This window comes from Neptuniibacter sp. QD48_55, assembly GCF_047778115.1.
Classification (GTDB): domain Bacteria; phylum Pseudomonadota; class Gammaproteobacteria; order Pseudomonadales; family Balneatricaceae; genus Neptuniibacter.
In genome coordinates this window covers 3,462,434-3,477,083 of the sequence record NZ_CP180555.1, presented here as the reverse complement: position 1 = coordinate 3,477,083, position 14,650 = coordinate 3,462,434, and the positions used below count along the sequence as shown (strand labels likewise).

Sequence of the window (14,650 nt, the reverse complement as noted above, 5' to 3'; positions counted from 1 at the left end):
TAGCTTTAGGAAACGTTAATTTAGATTATTTTTTGTGCTGCACAATGGTTGTTCATGAATCACGAAAATAGTGCTAATTTCCATATTAATCAGATGGTTAAAGGCACTAATGTGATGCGGATTGAAAACTGGTGGGGCATGCTTTTGTTCTAAAAGAGTGCTTTGGGGCAAGTCTATCTATAAAGCATTTCTCTCTGACCAAATTCGCAGGTCATCCAAGATTTTTAAAGCAGATTGTCCAAAATCGGTCAGCTCATAGGTGACAGCGACAGGGCGATCATTAATCACTTTACGAATGACCATATTTTTAGACTCAAGCTCCTTTAAACGCTGGTCTATCATCTTCTTACTAGCGCCACCCAACATACGTGCTAAATCATTAAAGCGGACTGGGCCATCCTTTAGGTGATAGATCAGTGAGCCTGTCCATTTGCCGCCGATCAGGCGCATGCCTTTTTCTATGGAGCAGGGCTCTAAGCAAGCATTGATAACTTTTTTTCGACCGTAACTATCTGTTTCTACTGAAGCTTTAAAATCGCTTGCCATTCTTGTACCTAGGTTACTAAAAGTATACTAATTGATAGGTGTTTGTAGGTTACCATAATATACCTGTTGTTGATATCTCACCTAATGATATAGCAGCGCAGGATTACTATGAGCAACGTACTGATTATTAACGCCCATCAGCCTTACCCCTTTGCCGAAGGTCGCTTGAATAGATCAATGGTTGAACTGGCGACAGAGTTTTTAGAAGCCAAAGGGCATGCCATTCGAGTAGTAGAAACACATTTGGAATACAACGTTGAAGAACAGATAGAAAACCATCTGTGGGCAGATACAGTGATTTTGCAATCGCCGGTTAATTGGATGGGCGTGCCTTGGTCTTTCAAAAAATATATGGATGAGGTCTACACTGCAGGTATGGATGGTCGGCTGACCGCGTTCGACGGCCGTAGCGAAGAAAATCCTAAAAAGAACTACGGTGCGGGCGGTACATTGACCAATACTAGATACATGCTTTCTCTAACTTTTAATGCGCCTGAAGAGTCTTTCGACGATGAGAATGAATATCTATTTCAGGGTAAGTCGGTAGATGACCTGTTCTTTCCGATGCACATGAACTTCCGTTTTTTCGGCATGAGCCCTATAGATACCTTTGCATGCTTCGATGTAATGAAAAATGCTGATATTGAAACAGACTTCAAACGTTATACCGCGCATCTAGAGAAGCATTTTTAATTAAATATGTTGGCCGTTAAAAGGTACTGATCATAAGAGGATGAAATAATGCCCGAACATCATCAAATACATTGTGATTGTAATGCTGTAGAAGTAAACATCTCAGGTATGCCACGGGTACATGCTTATTGCCATTGTGAGGACTGTCGTGAACTTTTGCAGGTGCCTTATCACTCAGTGTTGGCTTGGGAGGCGGATCAAGTTTCAATCAGTAAAGGGGCAGACGAAGTCGTCGAATTCCAGCATCCAAGTAAACGAATGAAACGTATCTTCTGCAAACATTGTGGAGACGTGTTGTATAACACTAATGCGATGGGCTGGAAGTTGGTCTCGCAATTAATGTTCAAAAAGTGCAATAACGATCAACTTCCTGAAGGGTTTGATGCGAATGCCCACTTTTTCTATGACCGCAGAATCGTTGATATTAACGATGAACTTCCGAAACGGTGAGCACTTACTAAGTGATTGGTGGAACCATAGCTGGTTAATTCCGGACCTAAAACTGGTAAGTCAGTTCTCCTAATACGCTGCGGCCTTCGATTGGGTAATCGTTAGGGATGATTGAAGACGCAGGCGTGGTCGCATCCTTATCCAGTACATTTTTGATGATTAGGGCTGTACTTAGTCCAGCAACCTTATGATCTTTAGAGAGTTTTAGATTGGCCCATGAATAACCGCTGTGTTTTTTGCGCGTGTCGTTTGGAGCCCTGTTACTCGATCCAATCCAATGATTATTCAGGTGTAGCTTCCAATGATTGGGGAGACGGTAATCTACGGCTAGGTAGGCCGTGTGGTTTGGAATATCGGCCACATTGCCACCCGTAATAGAGTTTTTGGTGCTTAGGTAGTTGTATTGAGTTTTCAGTTTTAACGCATGACTGATATCCCAGGTTCCCTCGATCTCTACGCCGTAACCTTTCTGTTCCATCGAGTTCTGGAATTGATATACAGAACCGTTAAATTGGTTGGTGATCAAATCATCGGCTTGGTAGTAAAAGAACGTGTTTTGTAGATGCAGCGTTTCTTTGGGTTTAACGTCGGCAACTAGTTCCAGTGTTTCTATTTTTTCGGGTTTAAGCGTTGGTGAGCCTAGCCCTCCGGGGTTGTTCTTTAAATAGAGTTCGCTGAATGACGGTGCTCGAAAGGCCCTGCCGTAGAGTAATTTTCCGGTAAATTTTTGATTCGGCTCCCAAACCAAGCCCATTCTCGGATTAAATACTCGGCCAAAATCGGAATAATGATCTACACGCCCACCGACGGAGAGGGTCCAGTTTTTATTTAGCGTCCATTGGTCTTGTACAGCTAAAAACACATTATGACGTTCACTATCTTCTGAATAGACATACGGCTGATCGCTCACGTCGGTTAAGTTGCCATCAACAACTGTTTCGGTGCCGTCTAATACACCGGGGCCAAAATTTTTTCTTTCTTCACTGCGGAAATTACTAAATTGCCCCCCGACCTGAAATCTCCAAATATGATCGGGTGAACCCACATATTTTAAGACTAAATCAGCATAGGATTTATGCATTTTTCCAGAAGGGATACCGATGACTCCATCAGTAAAGCGGACTAAGTTGCCACCCGGAGTATATGGGTTTCCATCGCTGCCAATCGGGATAAGGCTGTTTGCTGGAAACAGGGTTAAGGTGCTTTTACCCTCTAGATAGTGGATGGAATAGTTGTTCTCGATGGAATATTGAGGGTTGATAATGCCTCGGTATTGCAGATGCGACATGAGGGATAGCGTGTCTTCATAACCCGAATTGTCGAGGGCACGGGCACCGCCTTGGCCGTTACCTGCCTTATGGTTATGCCAAAACCAGTTATTCCAGCTCCAGTCACCCCTATCGATATTTAACATTGCATTGGTGACCGAGTAATTTCTATTAAGCGGCCCAGGCGCTAAGGATGCGCTACTACCAAACCATATGTCATTAAGCGACTGGAAGTCTTTAGTAATAATTCTGGAATCATCACCGTCACTCTGTTGATGTTCGAGTGAAAAGAAATACCCTTGGCCAAAGCCATCAAAGTCGCTATGCTGTACGGTGAAATCACGACTGCCAAAGCTACCTGTTCTGGCTTGAAACATAGGTTCAGCAAAATTTTGCGAGCGTTTTGGCACGATATTGATGACACCTGAGTAGGCATTCGCACCATATAACGCAGAGCTAGCGCCTTTGATCACTTCAATGCGTTCTATTGTGTTGAGGGGTAATCGAAATGCTGTAGGCAGGCCACCACTGAACGGGTTTTTAAACTCTATCCCATTAAAGAGAACCAGCACTTGAGTGGAAAAGCCATTTTGAATACCGCGAATACTGTAGACCGGGTCCAATCTACTTAGATCTGAGCGCTGGACATGTAATCCTGCAACCGTTTCCAATACCTCATCGAGATGTGTTGCACCCATAGCTTCGATTTCTGAAGCGGTGATGACACTGACCGTACCTGGTGATTTTCGGATCGCTTCTAGATGGCCTGAAGCGATCGTAGAGAAGTAGTCACCTTCATGGGGATAATTTCGTTCATCAAAGCTTCTTTCATCGAAGGGGGAATTTGAGTCGGCAGCAATGCTCTTTGCGCTAAAAATTAAGAATAAAACGAGTAAATATAAAGGCTGTTTTATCGATAAATTAAGTAAACGCATCTGGCTATTTCCTGCATTATCACTCGCCTAATAGCTCAGGCAAAAATGCTTCAGAAACCAGCAAGGGTTTATTGGAAAGGAAAAACACCGAACGGCGTGCCCAGATCTCGGTTTTGTCTTGGAGTTGTAGGCGACTGATCTCGATAGGATCGCGGCGCATGGTTGGATCGGTAAATAGCAGACTTCCCAAAGAGCGGTTACCTAACATGCGCAGTTGCCGTTCGCGTCCAGTTAGGGTTTGCGCAGGGATAATCGAACGGGCAAACACCCAAGGTACGTCGTTACCGATCAGCTGAACTTCGCGCACTAGAGCACACTGGCGTTGATCTATGCCTAAGGCATTGGCCTCGGAGCGGGTTGGACGCATCCAACCTTGTCTTACTACCTCAACTCGGAAATTCCCCTGACTGCGTTTTACCAAGCGTTGGGTTAGGGAGCCGCTATCCAGCAACCAGCTTTGCCATTCGCGAGGCACCGCAGTTTTGAGTGGTCGACGTAGTTTCAACCAACGGGTATCAAAACTTTGTGTGGTAAGAGCAGACTTGATAGGCACTGGGGTACTTGGCTTCCTAATGATGAGTGGCGCTATATTAGCAGAAAGGGAGGTCGGCATCATAGGCACCAAAAGGGAGCATTGACGGGGAAGCTGGGGTAAAATGATGGCTATGACGACTAATAAATTCTCTTTTCCAGCAGCACAGGCAGAACAGTTAACTCAACAATGGGTTGAGGCGATTGTGGTTGGCCTAAATCTGTGTCCCTTTGCGGCACCTGAAGTGCGCAATCAGAGCATCCGTTACGCGGTATCTCATGCCAGTGTGATGACTGACGCAGCACAGGATTTCCTCGCTGAGCTGGCGAAAATTCAGGACTCGCCTGAAGAAGAGTTATCCACAACCTTAGTTGCGTTCACCGAGACAGCGGTGGATTTTGAGTCGTTTCTTGATCTGCTAGATCTTTGCCAAACGATGCTTGAGCGTGCAGGTCTTGCCGGTGTATTCCAACTGGCGAGCTTCCATCCTGATTACTGTTTCTCTGGGGTTGAAGCGGATGACATTACCAACTGGACTAACCGTGCGCCGTTTCCAACCATTCATATTATCCGTGAAGGGCAGATGAGCCGCGTGCTAGTGCACTATAAGAACCCAGATGAGATTCCTGAACGCAATATGGCGTTGATGGAAACAATGGGGCGTACTGGCTTAATCGAGCGCTTCCCACCCCTTGCTCAATACTGGCCTGTAGAGTCCTAATCGTTCTCTAAGCGTTGCTGCAATCGTGGTCGAGCCCACTCAATAAAGGCACGGCTTCTGGATGAGAGGCGGCGCGAGTGTGGATAGACCAGATTGACCGGAATCGGTGGGCTTTCAAACTGCTCTAGGACTGGGGTCAACTGACCCGTTCTGATATGAGGACTTACCTGATAACTTAAGAACTGACCGAAACCACGACCCTCTCGACACGCATCCACGGCTGTTTCTACATGGTTAGTTTTAAAGCTGCCCTGCACATTGATTCTGTATTGCTGGTTACCCTCAGTAAATCCCCAGGTGGCGTGAGATCTGAGCGCGGTGAGGTGAATACAATCGAGCTGCTCTAATTCATCTGGGTGATTCGGCACCCCGTGTTCTGCAATATGGGCTGGGCTTGCACAGACTTTGTATTTCACCTCGCCGACCTGTTTCGCGATCAGGGTAGAGTCGGGAAGGGGGCCGATACGCAGGGCGATATCCATCCCTTCCTCGATCAGGTCCACTACACGATCCAAAAGCAGCAGTTCCACCTCCATCTCTGGGTAGGTATCTAAAAACTCATTAATCACAGGGCTGAGGTGCAGGCGGCCAAAGGTTTGTGGTGCAGTGATCCGAATCACCCCTTTAGGGATCGTTTGTTGCTGGCTGAGGGCATTTTCCGCATCTTCCACCTCCAACAATATCTGTCGGCAGCGCTGACAGTAGTCATCGCCTTCCTCGGTTAGGCTGAGGCTACGGGTGGTGCGATAGAGCAGCTGAGCACCGAGCTCTTTCTCCAGTGCCGCCAGCGTTCGGACTACCGAGGATTGGGACATGGATAACTTTTCTGCTGCTGCACTAAGACTGCCGCAGTCGACGATTTTGACAAAAACCGCCATTGCTTTGAGTTTATTCATCTCTGCAGATTAATGCATAAATCGCATTATTGAAATCTAGTTTGCTGTATTTATTGCGTTATCTGTTTTCAACATAATCAATTGCATGATAAATGTTCAAGCAAGGTGTTTTCATGGCCCATCGTTTTAGCGACATAACCTTTACCGAGTCTGTACTGGCAATGCAGCAGCGTTTCGGCAGTTATGAGAAGTCTGCTGTGGTACGCCAGCGAATGCCTGATTTTGATCGTTTCAGCGAGCGTGAAGCCGACTTTATCCAAGCGCGGGACAGCTTTTATATGGCGTCAGTGGGGGAAGATAGCTGGCCCTATATTCAACACCGCGGTGGTGAGGCTGGCTTTCTACAGGTGTTGGATGAAGAAACTTTAGCTTTTGGGAATTTCAGCGGAAATGGTCAGTATCAAAGCTTAGGCCATTTCTCCAAGAACGATAAAGTAGCGCTATTTTTAATGGATTATCCCCATCGTCGGCGCTTAAAAATCTTAGGCCGGGTCAAGCTACTCTCGGTTGAAGAACATTTAAAACTCTATGCAGATCAGATGGAAAGTTCGGCCAAAGCGGAATCGTTTATTCATATTAAACTGGAAGCATTTGACTGGAATTGTTCCAAGCATATTACCCCTAGGCTCACGGAAACTGAGTGGGCGCGGGAATCTAATAAAGGAGCATAAGAATGAAACTGTATGATTTGGAACCTTCAGGTAACTGTTACAAAGCGCGACTGTTTGCATCACTAACCAACATTCCGCTAGAGCTGGTTCCCGTGGATTTCTTGGCCGGTATGCATAAGCAGTCACCGGTGATCGATCTGAATCCGTGGGGTGAGGTACCGGTGCTAGAGGATGGCGACACGGTACTACGCGATTCCCATGCAATCTTGGTGTATCTAGCGCAGAAGTACGCAACACCAGAGTGGTATGGTAACTCCCCAGAGGAGCAAGCTGAGATTCAGCAATGGTTATCGACTTCGGCAAATGAAATACAAAATGGTCCGGGTGCAGCTCGACTCGTTGATAAATTTGGTTATGAACTGAATAAAGACGCGACGCTGGTGGTGGCTGACAGAATTCTTGGTCTTCTAGAATCCCATCTTTCTAATAACGACTGGTTAGCACTAGGTCGTCCGACGATTGCCGATTGTGCGGTGATGCCTTATGTGGGTTTAGCTTGGGAAGGTGGAATTAAGTTGGAAGATTATCCACAGATCGTTAAGTGGATAGAGCGAATTAAAGCGCTACCGGGTTTTATTCCAATGTCTGGCCTAGAGTAATCTGGCTTAGAGTACTTCTAACTGAGAGTGACTCTGTTACGGCCATTCTCTTTGGATTGATAGAGTGCTTGGTCGGCCAGCTCGATCAGCTCATGCGGCGAGCCTCCATTTGAAGGATTAATTGAGGCTACGCCTGCACTGACAGTGGCGGTATTGCCAGTGCTGGAAAACTTATGTTCGATCTTCAGCTCGGCAACGGCTGAGCGAATTCTCTCAGCAATTAGCTGTGCGCCTTCAATATCTGTCTCTGGCAGAATCACGGCAAACTCTTCTCCACCATAACGACAGACCATATCTTGTGCTCGTTGAATGGAAGCTTTAATGGTTTGTGCGATGGTGCGTAAGCAGCCATCGCCGGCCAGATGACCATAACCATCATTAAATGGTTTGAAATGGTCGATATCGAGCATTATCAGCGACAAGTTACGCTTAGAGCGCTGTGCACGTCGCCATTCAGTTTCAATATTGCGTTCAAACTCACGGCGATTATTGACCTGTGTTAGGCCATCAACGCGTGCGGAGCGTGCCAGTTGATCCTGAGATTGTTTAAGCTGCATCAGAATCTTAATACGTGACTGTATCACGGCAGGCGCACGGTTTAGCGCGAGGAAATCTGCGGCTCCCGCTTGATAAGCATCCAGCTCTAGTTGGTCCTCAATCTGTTGGCTCAGGAACGCAACCGGCAGCGGGAACTCATCTTTGTTTTTATTCACCTCTTCGCAAAGTGTGAACATATCTGACCACTGATTCTCTGTACCGAGGAGGAGTAGATCCGGTGCGTCTTCCTGCAGTAAGTTTTTCAGTTCGGTCAGGTTGGCCGGTAACAAAATATTGTAATCGTTACGCAAGATAGCGATCACCGGCCAAACGATCTCGATACTGTGATCGCAGTAGATGGCGATAGTTTGTTGCTCTGCCCTTGGGCAGCTCTCTCGCAGTTGCTCTTGGGATTCGATCTCTTTGCCCTTAAAGAAGGCTTTAAGATCTTCAGGGCTAGGTAAACCTAGCGAGATTCGGCCATCATCAGCGCAGATGACTGGGATACGCAGGTTAAAATCACCTTGCTCCCACGCGGTTTGCCACTCGATCAGTTTGTTTTCTTGTGGCTCTTCGATATCCAGCTCGGTTGGCAAGCCCGCTTCTATCAAGCAGTTGTAGATAACAGAAACATCCGCGATATCTTTACCTTCGACCCAAAGGGCGCGGTAGAGTAGACGGCGGAGGTGGATCGATTTTTCAACGTCATGCTCAGCGGCTTCTATCACACAAAGGCTGGCAAAGTGACTGTCGCTACGCGCTTTAGGCAGCGCGACTTCGATATTAGGTACACGGCTGCGAACGACAAATACTTCGCTGGCGAGTTCGGCCTGACTTTCGGCGGTTTTATTAAAAATCGCGATATCAGGCGCGTGCTCAACTAAGCGCCAATCTACTTGCTGCAAAAGACCAAACTGATGCAACTGCTCATGCAAGGCATAGCAGAAGGGACAGTTAAGGTCGGCGTATACAGTGTATTGCAGCATGAGAGCCCTAGTTGATAGATGAGTCATATAAGTATCGACCAATATACGAATAACTTTGGCGATAAATACAAAAAAAGCAGCCTAATTAGGCTGCTTTTTTAATCGATAAGGCTTATTAAACAGAAGCTTAGATTAATAAAAAATTAATCTTCGTTTTCTGGTTTAACGGCTTTTTTGATCTGCTTAAGGCTACCGTGACGAACATCAGTACCGCTCACTAGGTAGATCAGGTGAGCAGCCATTGCACGTGCGTGTTCAGAGATACGCTCAAGGCTACGTAGAACCCAGATTACGTTCATTACGCTAGAGATAGAACGTGGATCTTCCATCATGAATGTTGCTAGAGAACGCATCGCAGAGCGGTATTCCTGATCGACAGATTTGTCCATCTTCGCTACGCGGTAAGCAAGTTCAGTATCGTTACGGGCAAATGCAGTTAATACGTCTTTAACCATCTGGCGAACTAGGTTGCCGATGTGACGAACTTCCTGATAGCCGCGCGGTGATTCGCCTTCGTCTACCAATTCAATCGCGTGACGGCAGATGCGTGCAGCTTCATCGCCCATACCTTCAAGGTCAGATACAGCTTTAGACACAGCGATGATCAAACGAAGGTCACTAGCCGCTGGCTGACGACGTGCGATGATCTTTGTGCACTGCTCATCGATCATCACTTCCATATCGTTAGTCTGCTTATCAACCTTGCGAGATTGTTCCGCTAGGTCTGCATCGCTGTTTAGTAGCGCATCGATACAGTCGTGTACCTGACGCTCAACAATGCCGCCCATAGTTAGCAGTTGGGTGCGGATTTGCTCTAGTTCTTCGTTGAACTGAGCCGAAATATGCGTGGAATAATTGTCTGTATTTAGTTCCATGATCTGATTCCTTCCCCAAATTAACCGTAACGGCCAGTAATGTAGTCTTCAGTTTGTTTCTTAGCCGGGTTAGTGAACAACGTATCTGTTACACCAAACTCGATAAGATCACCCATATACATAAAGGCAGTGTAATCAGATACACGCGCAGCCTGTTGCATGTTGTGGGTTACGATCACGATCGTGAAGTCTTTCTTCAGTTCGTGGATCAGTTCTTCAATCTTTAATGTAGAGATTGGGTCAAGTGCAGATGCTGGTTCATCCAACAGTAGAACTTCTGGTTTTACCGCAATCGTACGTGCGATAACCAAACGCTGCTGCTGACCACCGGACATGCCTAGTGCACTCTCGTGTAGACGGTCTTTAACTTCGTCCCAAAGTGCAGCAGATTTAAGTGCCCACTCAACTGTTTCGTCGATAACGCGCTTTTTAGTTACGCCCTGAATACGCAGGCCGTAAGCAACGTTTTCGTAGATAGATTTCGGGAATGGGTTTGGCTTCTGGAATACCATGCCCACGCGACGACGTAGTTCTGCGATATCAACGCTGCGGTCGTAGATGTTGTTGTCATCCAGCAGGATCTCACCTGTGATGCTGCAATCATCTACTAGATCGTTCATACGGTTGAAGCAGCGTAGTAGTGTTGATTTACCACAACCAGAAGGACCGATAAACGCAGTTACGCGGTTCTTAGGGATGTGCATATCGATACCGTGAAGCGCTTCGTTATCGCCATAGCTCAATTTAAGGTCTTTAACCTCAAGAGCCATCGTTTCTTCTTCAAGGTTCAAAATACGGTTATCTCGTTGCATTGTAGAGATATCAATTGCGTGTGTTTTAGCTTCGCTAGTCATTGTAGCAACCTTTAAAAATTCTATTACATTTCAAGCGCTTTGTATTTTTCACGTAGGTGGTTACGAATCGCGATTGCAGACAAGTTAAGTGCCGCGATTACTGCCACCAACAAAAACGCTGTTGCGTATACCAGCGGACGTGCCGCTTCAACGTTAGGGCTCTGGAAACCAACATCGTAGATGTGGAAGCCCAAGTGCATAAATTTCTGATCCAAGTGTAGGAACGGGTAGTTCATATCCAATGGCAGACTTGGTGCTAGCTTAACTACACCTACCAGCATCAGCGGTGCTACTTCACCTGCTGCACGGGCAATCGCTAGGATCACACCGGTCATAATCGCTGGGCTAGCCATTGGGATTACAATTTTCATTAGGGTTTCGAACTTCGTCGCACCTAGTGCCAAAGAACCTTCACGAACCGCACGTGGGATACGTGTTAGGCCTTCTTCTGTTGCTACGATCACAACTGGAACTGTTAGCAGTGCAAGTGTGATAGAAGCCCACATTAGACCTGGCGTACCAAAGGTTGGTGCTGGTTTGGCTTCTGGGAAGAACGCGTCATCTATGTGACCACCCAAGAAGTAAACGAAGAAGCCTAGACCGAATACACCGTATACGATTGACGGTACACCCGCCAAGTTGTTTACAGCGATACGGATAACGCGTGTTACAAAACCTTGTTTCGCGTATTCACGTAGGTAAACCGCAGCAACTACACCGAATGGCGTTACGATCACAGACATGATGATAACCATCAGTACTGTACCGAAGATTGCTGGGAAGATACCGCCTTCAGTGTTTGCTTCACGAGGATCTGTACTTACGAATTCCCAGATCTTAGAGAAGTAGTGAAGGATTTTTCCGCCTAGGCCCATATCGTTAGGTAGGAAAGCACGCACAACGTGTGCAACTTTGAACTCTACGATTTTGCCGTTTGCGATCTCAGCAACCACAGTGTCGCGGTTAAATTTCTCGTAAAGAGCGAGTAGATCACCTTGTAGACCTTCGTACTCTGCATCTAGTGCCGCGCGCTTCTCTTCAATCTCTTTGTACTGAGCTGGGTCAGTTACATTTTTAAGCTGTAGAGAACGTTCTTGCAGACGTAAACGCTCCAACTTGTAGTTGATAGAGCCGATACGGTCTTTTTCGATATCTTCGATGTCACTGTGGATATCTAGCGCACGTTCGATACGGCTTTCTAGAAGTGCCCAAAGTGCTAGGTACTCGTCAGTTTTTTCGTAACCTTCGTAGCTAGAAACCAGTTTGCCATCTTCTTTGATACCACGTAGGTAACCGTAGAAGTTACCCCATTCACGACGCTCAGCAGTGAATAGCATTTCTGGTTTAGAAGGATCTTTAATAAAGTCTTCCAGAACCCAGATGAAGTCAGTACCACCGTGGTCACGGTTACCGACTTTCATCAGGTTACGCTGCATGCTCTCAACACCTTCCGGTACAGCTACGCCACTATCGCGTAGCTGAGCTGCAGGGACATCTTCAGTTTGGACTTTTTCACCGATCAGGGTAACGCTGTTGCCCTTATCAACGTAAGTCGCTTGGATAACATCTGCAGGCCAGAAGTGACCCAAACCGCGAATCGCGATAAGAGTCAGCAGACCTACAACCATGATCAAACAGATCGCTACGGCACCGGCATTAAGCCATACCCAAGGTGCGCCGGATTTTGACCATTCAGTAAAAGACTGTCGCATTACTATATTTCCTCAATCAGGCACAAATTACAGAGAGCCGTACTTCTTACGTAAACGCTGACGTACAACTTCCGCCACGGTGTTTACGAAGAAAGTGAACAAGAACAGTACGAACGCTGCCAGGAATAGAATACGGAAGTGGGTACTACCAACTTCAGATTCCGGCATCTCTACTGCAATGTTTGCAGCCAGAGTTCGCATACCCTCAAAGATATTCACGTCCATGATTGGCGTGTTACCTGTTGCCATCAGTACGATCATGGTTTCACCTACAGCACGACCCATACCGATCATAACTGCAGAGAATATACCTGGGCTCGCTGTCGGCATTACTACGCGTACCAGTGTCTGCCATGGTGTAGCACCCAGTGCTAGAGAACCGTAAGACAGGTGTTTTGGTACAGCGAAGATCGCATCTTCAGTGATAGAGAAGATCGTTGGGATAACCGCAAAGCCCATCGCGATACCTACTACTAGCGCGTTACGCTGGTCGTAAGGAATGCCTAGCTCTTGAGTTACCCAGTAACGCATCTCAGTTCCGAACAACGCTTGTTCTAACCCTGGAGCGACCCAGAAGCTGAACATTGTTGCGATGATTACAACAGGGATCAGTAGTGCTGCGTCCCAGCCATCTGGTACTAAGTAGCGTAGTGTTTTAGGTGCACATGCCCATGCATAAGCGAACGCGATAATGGCAGCAGGTACGACCAGTAGGGTGACAAAGATCCCCGCTAGGTTTACCTCCATAAATGGCGCTAACCATAGACCTGCTAGGAAGCCCAAAATTACCGTCGGTAGAGCTTCCATCAATTCGATGAAAGGTTTTACCTTACGGCGCATTGACGGCACCATGAAGTAAGCTGTGTAGATCGCACCACAGATCGCCAGCGGCGTACCTAGAAGCATTGCGTAGAACGCTGCTTTTAAGGTACCGAATGCTAGCGGCATCAAGCTGTATTTAGGCTCGAAGTCGTTGGTAGAAGCGGAAGACTGCCATGTGTACTCTGGCTCTTGGTAACCTTCGTACCAAACTTTCTCCCACAGTGCGCTCCAAGAGATCTCTGGGTGTTCGTTGTGAACCGCCCAAAGCGCTAACTTACCATCCTGTTCTACCAACAGTGCGTTAGAACGAGGTGATAGAGCGATCATATCTACATTGCCTTGAGCAACGGCAGCTGTAAGTGAGTTACGTGATGCTGTTGTGCTGTAGAAATCGATAACGCCTTGATCCGAAACCGTTACAAAACCCTTGCGGCGGTGCTCAATAGAGATGCTGCTGATAGGTGAAGTACCGTTTTCGAAGCTGCGAATCTGGCGCATTAGCCATTCGCCTTTTTCGTTACGAACCAAGAACCATTGTGAAGTAACACCTTTATCGTCGGAGATAAGTAGGGAGTTACCACCGATCAGTAGCTCAAAAGAGGTGATCTTGTTTTTGGTTGTCTCGATTAACTGAGTAACTTTTGGGCCACCGTCTGCTTGCATATCAACGATGCCCAACTTGCCGCCTTCACCAGAGATCATCATCCAACGACGATCTGGCATCAGCAGTAGTTTCTCAGCTGGGATGTTCATATTAGGAAGCGTAATGCGGTTAGTGTCCGCTTCTACTTCCTCAGTAATCAGGTTCTCGGTTAGGGAAACTTCAGTCGCAGCGATGTTTGCTGCCTGACCACCGATGAGCGTCCATTCTTCCTCTTCACCATTGATTGCAAGTAGCTCAAGTGGTGAATCGCTCACCTGAATCAGTTCAGAACCTAGTGGGTATTCCACTTCTGGCGTGATAACACGTACGCCATCAGGGTAGGTAGAACGGTATTTGTGTTTGAAGACCTGCGCCTGACCGTTGCTGTAACCCAAAGCGAAAATACCGCTATATTCAGAAGCTAGAGCAAAGCTGCTTACAGTTGCACCTTCTGGAATATTGGCAGTTTCTGTTTTGATTACGTCACCGTTGCGGCTGTTAAAGAACACCAGCTGACCTAGGTCGGTAACACGCAGAGCGATCTCTGTTTGTTCTTCCATTGTCAGATAAAGTGTCTTGCCGTCACCGGGAACAGTGTAAGGGGCAATTTCCTGTCCATTTTTCTGCCAAGGTTCAATGCTGGCAGATTCGAACAGCGGTGCTACTTCATAAAGTAGATAAAAGAAGATCAGAAGGATTGCAACAATAACGCTGATACCACCAAATGCGATACCACCTGAAGCAAGTTTATCCTTCAACGCACGTATGTTTCTGTGTCGCTTGGCCGACGGGGTATTAAAATCCAGGTCGGACGTTGCAGTGTTTTCTGTACTCATGGCACATAGGTCTCGGAAGTTTACTAAGAAGACGGCGCATACAATATGAAAAGTTTGTTACATCTGTATTACAG

Annotated in this window: 14 protein-coding genes; 5 read left to right on the top strand and 9 right to left on the bottom strand. The window is 46.8% G+C overall.

What is annotated here, in order from left to right; translation table 11 throughout:
- Nucleotides 1–177: 177 nt before the first annotated feature.
- Nucleotides 178–546, bottom strand: coding sequence for a winged helix-turn-helix transcriptional regulator (locus ACMXYW_RS16410; protein ID WP_415904729.1), 369 nt, complete (start codon nucleotides 544–546; stop codon nucleotides 178–180).
- A gap of 108 nt (nucleotides 547–654) precedes the next feature.
- Between ACMXYW_RS16410 and ACMXYW_RS16405 the strand changes: the two genes are divergently transcribed.
- Nucleotides 655–1,239 (top strand): NAD(P)H-dependent oxidoreductase, encoded by a 585-nt coding sequence (locus ACMXYW_RS16405; protein ID WP_415904728.1) that lies wholly within the window; start codon nucleotides 655–657, stop codon nucleotides 1,237–1,239.
- A gap of 48 nt (nucleotides 1,240–1,287) precedes the next feature.
- Entirely contained in the window at nucleotides 1,288–1,689 is a 402-nt protein-coding gene (locus ACMXYW_RS16400; protein WP_415904727.1) for a GFA family protein, read from the top strand.
- 46 nt (nucleotides 1,690–1,735) lie between these two features.
- Here the strand turns inward: ACMXYW_RS16400 and ACMXYW_RS16395 are convergent, their stop codons facing one another.
- Complete coding sequence (locus ACMXYW_RS16395; protein ID WP_415904726.1) at nucleotides 1,736–3,892, bottom strand: TonB-dependent receptor plug domain-containing protein; 2,157 nt, start codon at nucleotides 3,890–3,892, stop codon at nucleotides 1,736–1,738.
- Between the two features lie 19 nt (nucleotides 3,893–3,911).
- Nucleotides 3,912–4,505 carry a chorismate--pyruvate lyase family protein gene (locus ACMXYW_RS16390; RefSeq protein WP_415904725.1) on the bottom strand — a complete coding sequence of 198 codons (594 nt, stop codon included), beginning with the start codon at nucleotides 4,503–4,505 and terminating at the stop codon, nucleotides 3,912–3,914.
- Between the two features lie 52 nt (nucleotides 4,506–4,557).
- On the opposite strand from ACMXYW_RS16390, the gene ACMXYW_RS16385 reads away from it, so the two are divergent.
- Nucleotides 4,558–5,145 (top strand): DUF1415 domain-containing protein, encoded by a 588-nt coding sequence (locus ACMXYW_RS16385; protein ID WP_415904724.1) that lies wholly within the window; start codon nucleotides 4,558–4,560, stop codon nucleotides 5,143–5,145.
- On the opposite strand, the gene ACMXYW_RS16380 is transcribed toward ACMXYW_RS16385, so the two are convergent.
- Nucleotides 5,142–6,041: a LysR substrate-binding domain-containing protein gene (locus ACMXYW_RS16380; RefSeq protein ID WP_415904723.1), complete on the bottom strand. Its 900-nt coding sequence runs from the start codon at nucleotides 6,039–6,041 to the stop codon at nucleotides 5,142–5,144. The two genes, ACMXYW_RS16385 and ACMXYW_RS16380, sit on opposite strands and share 4 nt — an antisense overlap.
- A 92-nt stretch (nucleotides 6,042–6,133) precedes the next feature.
- Between ACMXYW_RS16380 and ACMXYW_RS16375 the strand changes: the two genes are divergently transcribed.
- Together ACMXYW_RS16375 and ACMXYW_RS16370 are read left to right on the top strand one after the other, a co-directional pair.
- Nucleotides 6,134–6,712 (top strand): pyridoxamine 5'-phosphate oxidase family protein, encoded by a 579-nt coding sequence (locus ACMXYW_RS16375; RefSeq protein ID WP_415904722.1) that lies wholly within the window; start codon nucleotides 6,134–6,136, stop codon nucleotides 6,710–6,712.
- Between the two features lie 2 nt (nucleotides 6,713–6,714).
- Entirely contained in the window at nucleotides 6,715–7,311 is a 597-nt protein-coding gene (locus tag ACMXYW_RS16370) for a glutathione S-transferase family protein (protein WP_415904721.1), read from the top strand.
- A gap of 17 nt (nucleotides 7,312–7,328) precedes the next feature.
- Here ACMXYW_RS16370 and ACMXYW_RS16365 read toward each other — a convergent pair whose 3' ends face one another.
- The 5 genes from ACMXYW_RS16365 to ACMXYW_RS16345 form a co-directional block, all read right to left on the bottom strand.
- Nucleotides 7,329–8,834: a diguanylate cyclase gene (locus ACMXYW_RS16365; protein ID WP_415904720.1), complete on the bottom strand. Its 1,506-nt coding sequence runs from the start codon at nucleotides 8,832–8,834 to the stop codon at nucleotides 7,329–7,331.
- Nucleotides 8,835–8,977: 143 nt separating this feature from the next.
- Complete coding sequence (gene phoU, locus ACMXYW_RS16360; protein WP_415892865.1) at nucleotides 8,978–9,709, bottom strand: phosphate signaling complex protein PhoU; 732 nt, start codon at nucleotides 9,707–9,709, stop codon at nucleotides 8,978–8,980.
- A gap of 20 nt (nucleotides 9,710–9,729) precedes the next feature.
- On the bottom strand, nucleotides 9,730–10,563 hold the full coding sequence (gene pstB / locus ACMXYW_RS16355) for a phosphate ABC transporter ATP-binding protein PstB (RefSeq protein ID WP_415886296.1): 834 nt from the start codon (nucleotides 10,561–10,563) through the stop codon (nucleotides 9,730–9,732).
- Between the two features lie 23 nt (nucleotides 10,564–10,586).
- On the bottom strand, nucleotides 10,587–12,275 hold the full coding sequence (gene pstA / locus ACMXYW_RS16350) for a phosphate ABC transporter permease PstA (protein WP_415904719.1): 1,689 nt from the start codon (nucleotides 12,273–12,275) through the stop codon (nucleotides 10,587–10,589).
- Between the two features lie 27 nt (nucleotides 12,276–12,302).
- Nucleotides 12,303–14,576 (bottom strand): ABC transporter permease subunit, encoded by a 2,274-nt coding sequence (locus ACMXYW_RS16345; RefSeq protein ID WP_415904718.1) that lies wholly within the window; start codon nucleotides 14,574–14,576, stop codon nucleotides 12,303–12,305.
- Nucleotides 14,577–14,650: the final 74 nt, after the last annotated feature.

Excerpts from the sequence above, each read along its gene's own strand:
- ACMXYW_RS16410 (WP_415904729.1), bottom strand. The coding sequence starts at position 546 with ATGGCAAGCGATTTTAAAGCTTCAGTAGAAACAGATAGTTACGGTCGA.
- ACMXYW_RS16405 (WP_415904728.1), top strand. The coding sequence starts at position 655 with ATGAGCAACGTACTGATTATTAACGCCCATCAGCCTTACCCCTTTGCC.
- ACMXYW_RS16400 (WP_415904727.1), top strand. The coding sequence starts at position 1,288 with ATGCCCGAACATCATCAAATACATTGTGATTGTAATGCTGTAGAAGTA.
- ACMXYW_RS16395 (WP_415904726.1), bottom strand. The coding sequence starts at position 3,892 with ATGCGTTTACTTAATTTATCGATAAAACAGCCTTTATATTTACTCGTT.
- ACMXYW_RS16390 (WP_415904725.1), bottom strand. The coding sequence starts at position 4,505 with ATGCCGACCTCCCTTTCTGCTAATATAGCGCCACTCATCATTAGGAAG.
- ACMXYW_RS16385 (WP_415904724.1), top strand. The coding sequence starts at position 4,558 with ATGACGACTAATAAATTCTCTTTTCCAGCAGCACAGGCAGAACAGTTA.
- ACMXYW_RS16380 (WP_415904723.1), bottom strand. The coding sequence starts at position 6,041 with ATGAATAAACTCAAAGCAATGGCGGTTTTTGTCAAAATCGTCGACTGC.
- ACMXYW_RS16375 (WP_415904722.1), top strand. The coding sequence starts at position 6,134 with ATGTTCAAGCAAGGTGTTTTCATGGCCCATCGTTTTAGCGACATAACC.
- ACMXYW_RS16370 (WP_415904721.1), top strand. The coding sequence starts at position 6,715 with ATGAAACTGTATGATTTGGAACCTTCAGGTAACTGTTACAAAGCGCGA.
- ACMXYW_RS16365 (WP_415904720.1), bottom strand. The coding sequence starts at position 8,834 with ATGCTGCAATACACTGTATACGCCGACCTTAACTGTCCCTTCTGCTAT.
- phoU (WP_415892865.1), bottom strand. The coding sequence starts at position 9,709 with ATGGAACTAAATACAGACAATTATTCCACGCATATTTCGGCTCAGTTC.
- pstB (WP_415886296.1), bottom strand. The coding sequence starts at position 10,563 with ATGACTAGCGAAGCTAAAACACACGCAATTGATATCTCTACAATGCAA.
- pstA (WP_415904719.1), bottom strand. The coding sequence starts at position 12,275 with ATGCGACAGTCTTTTACTGAATGGTCAAAATCCGGCGCACCTTGGGTA.
- ACMXYW_RS16345 (WP_415904718.1), bottom strand. The coding sequence starts at position 14,576 with ATGAGTACAGAAAACACTGCAACGTCCGACCTGGATTTTAATACCCCG.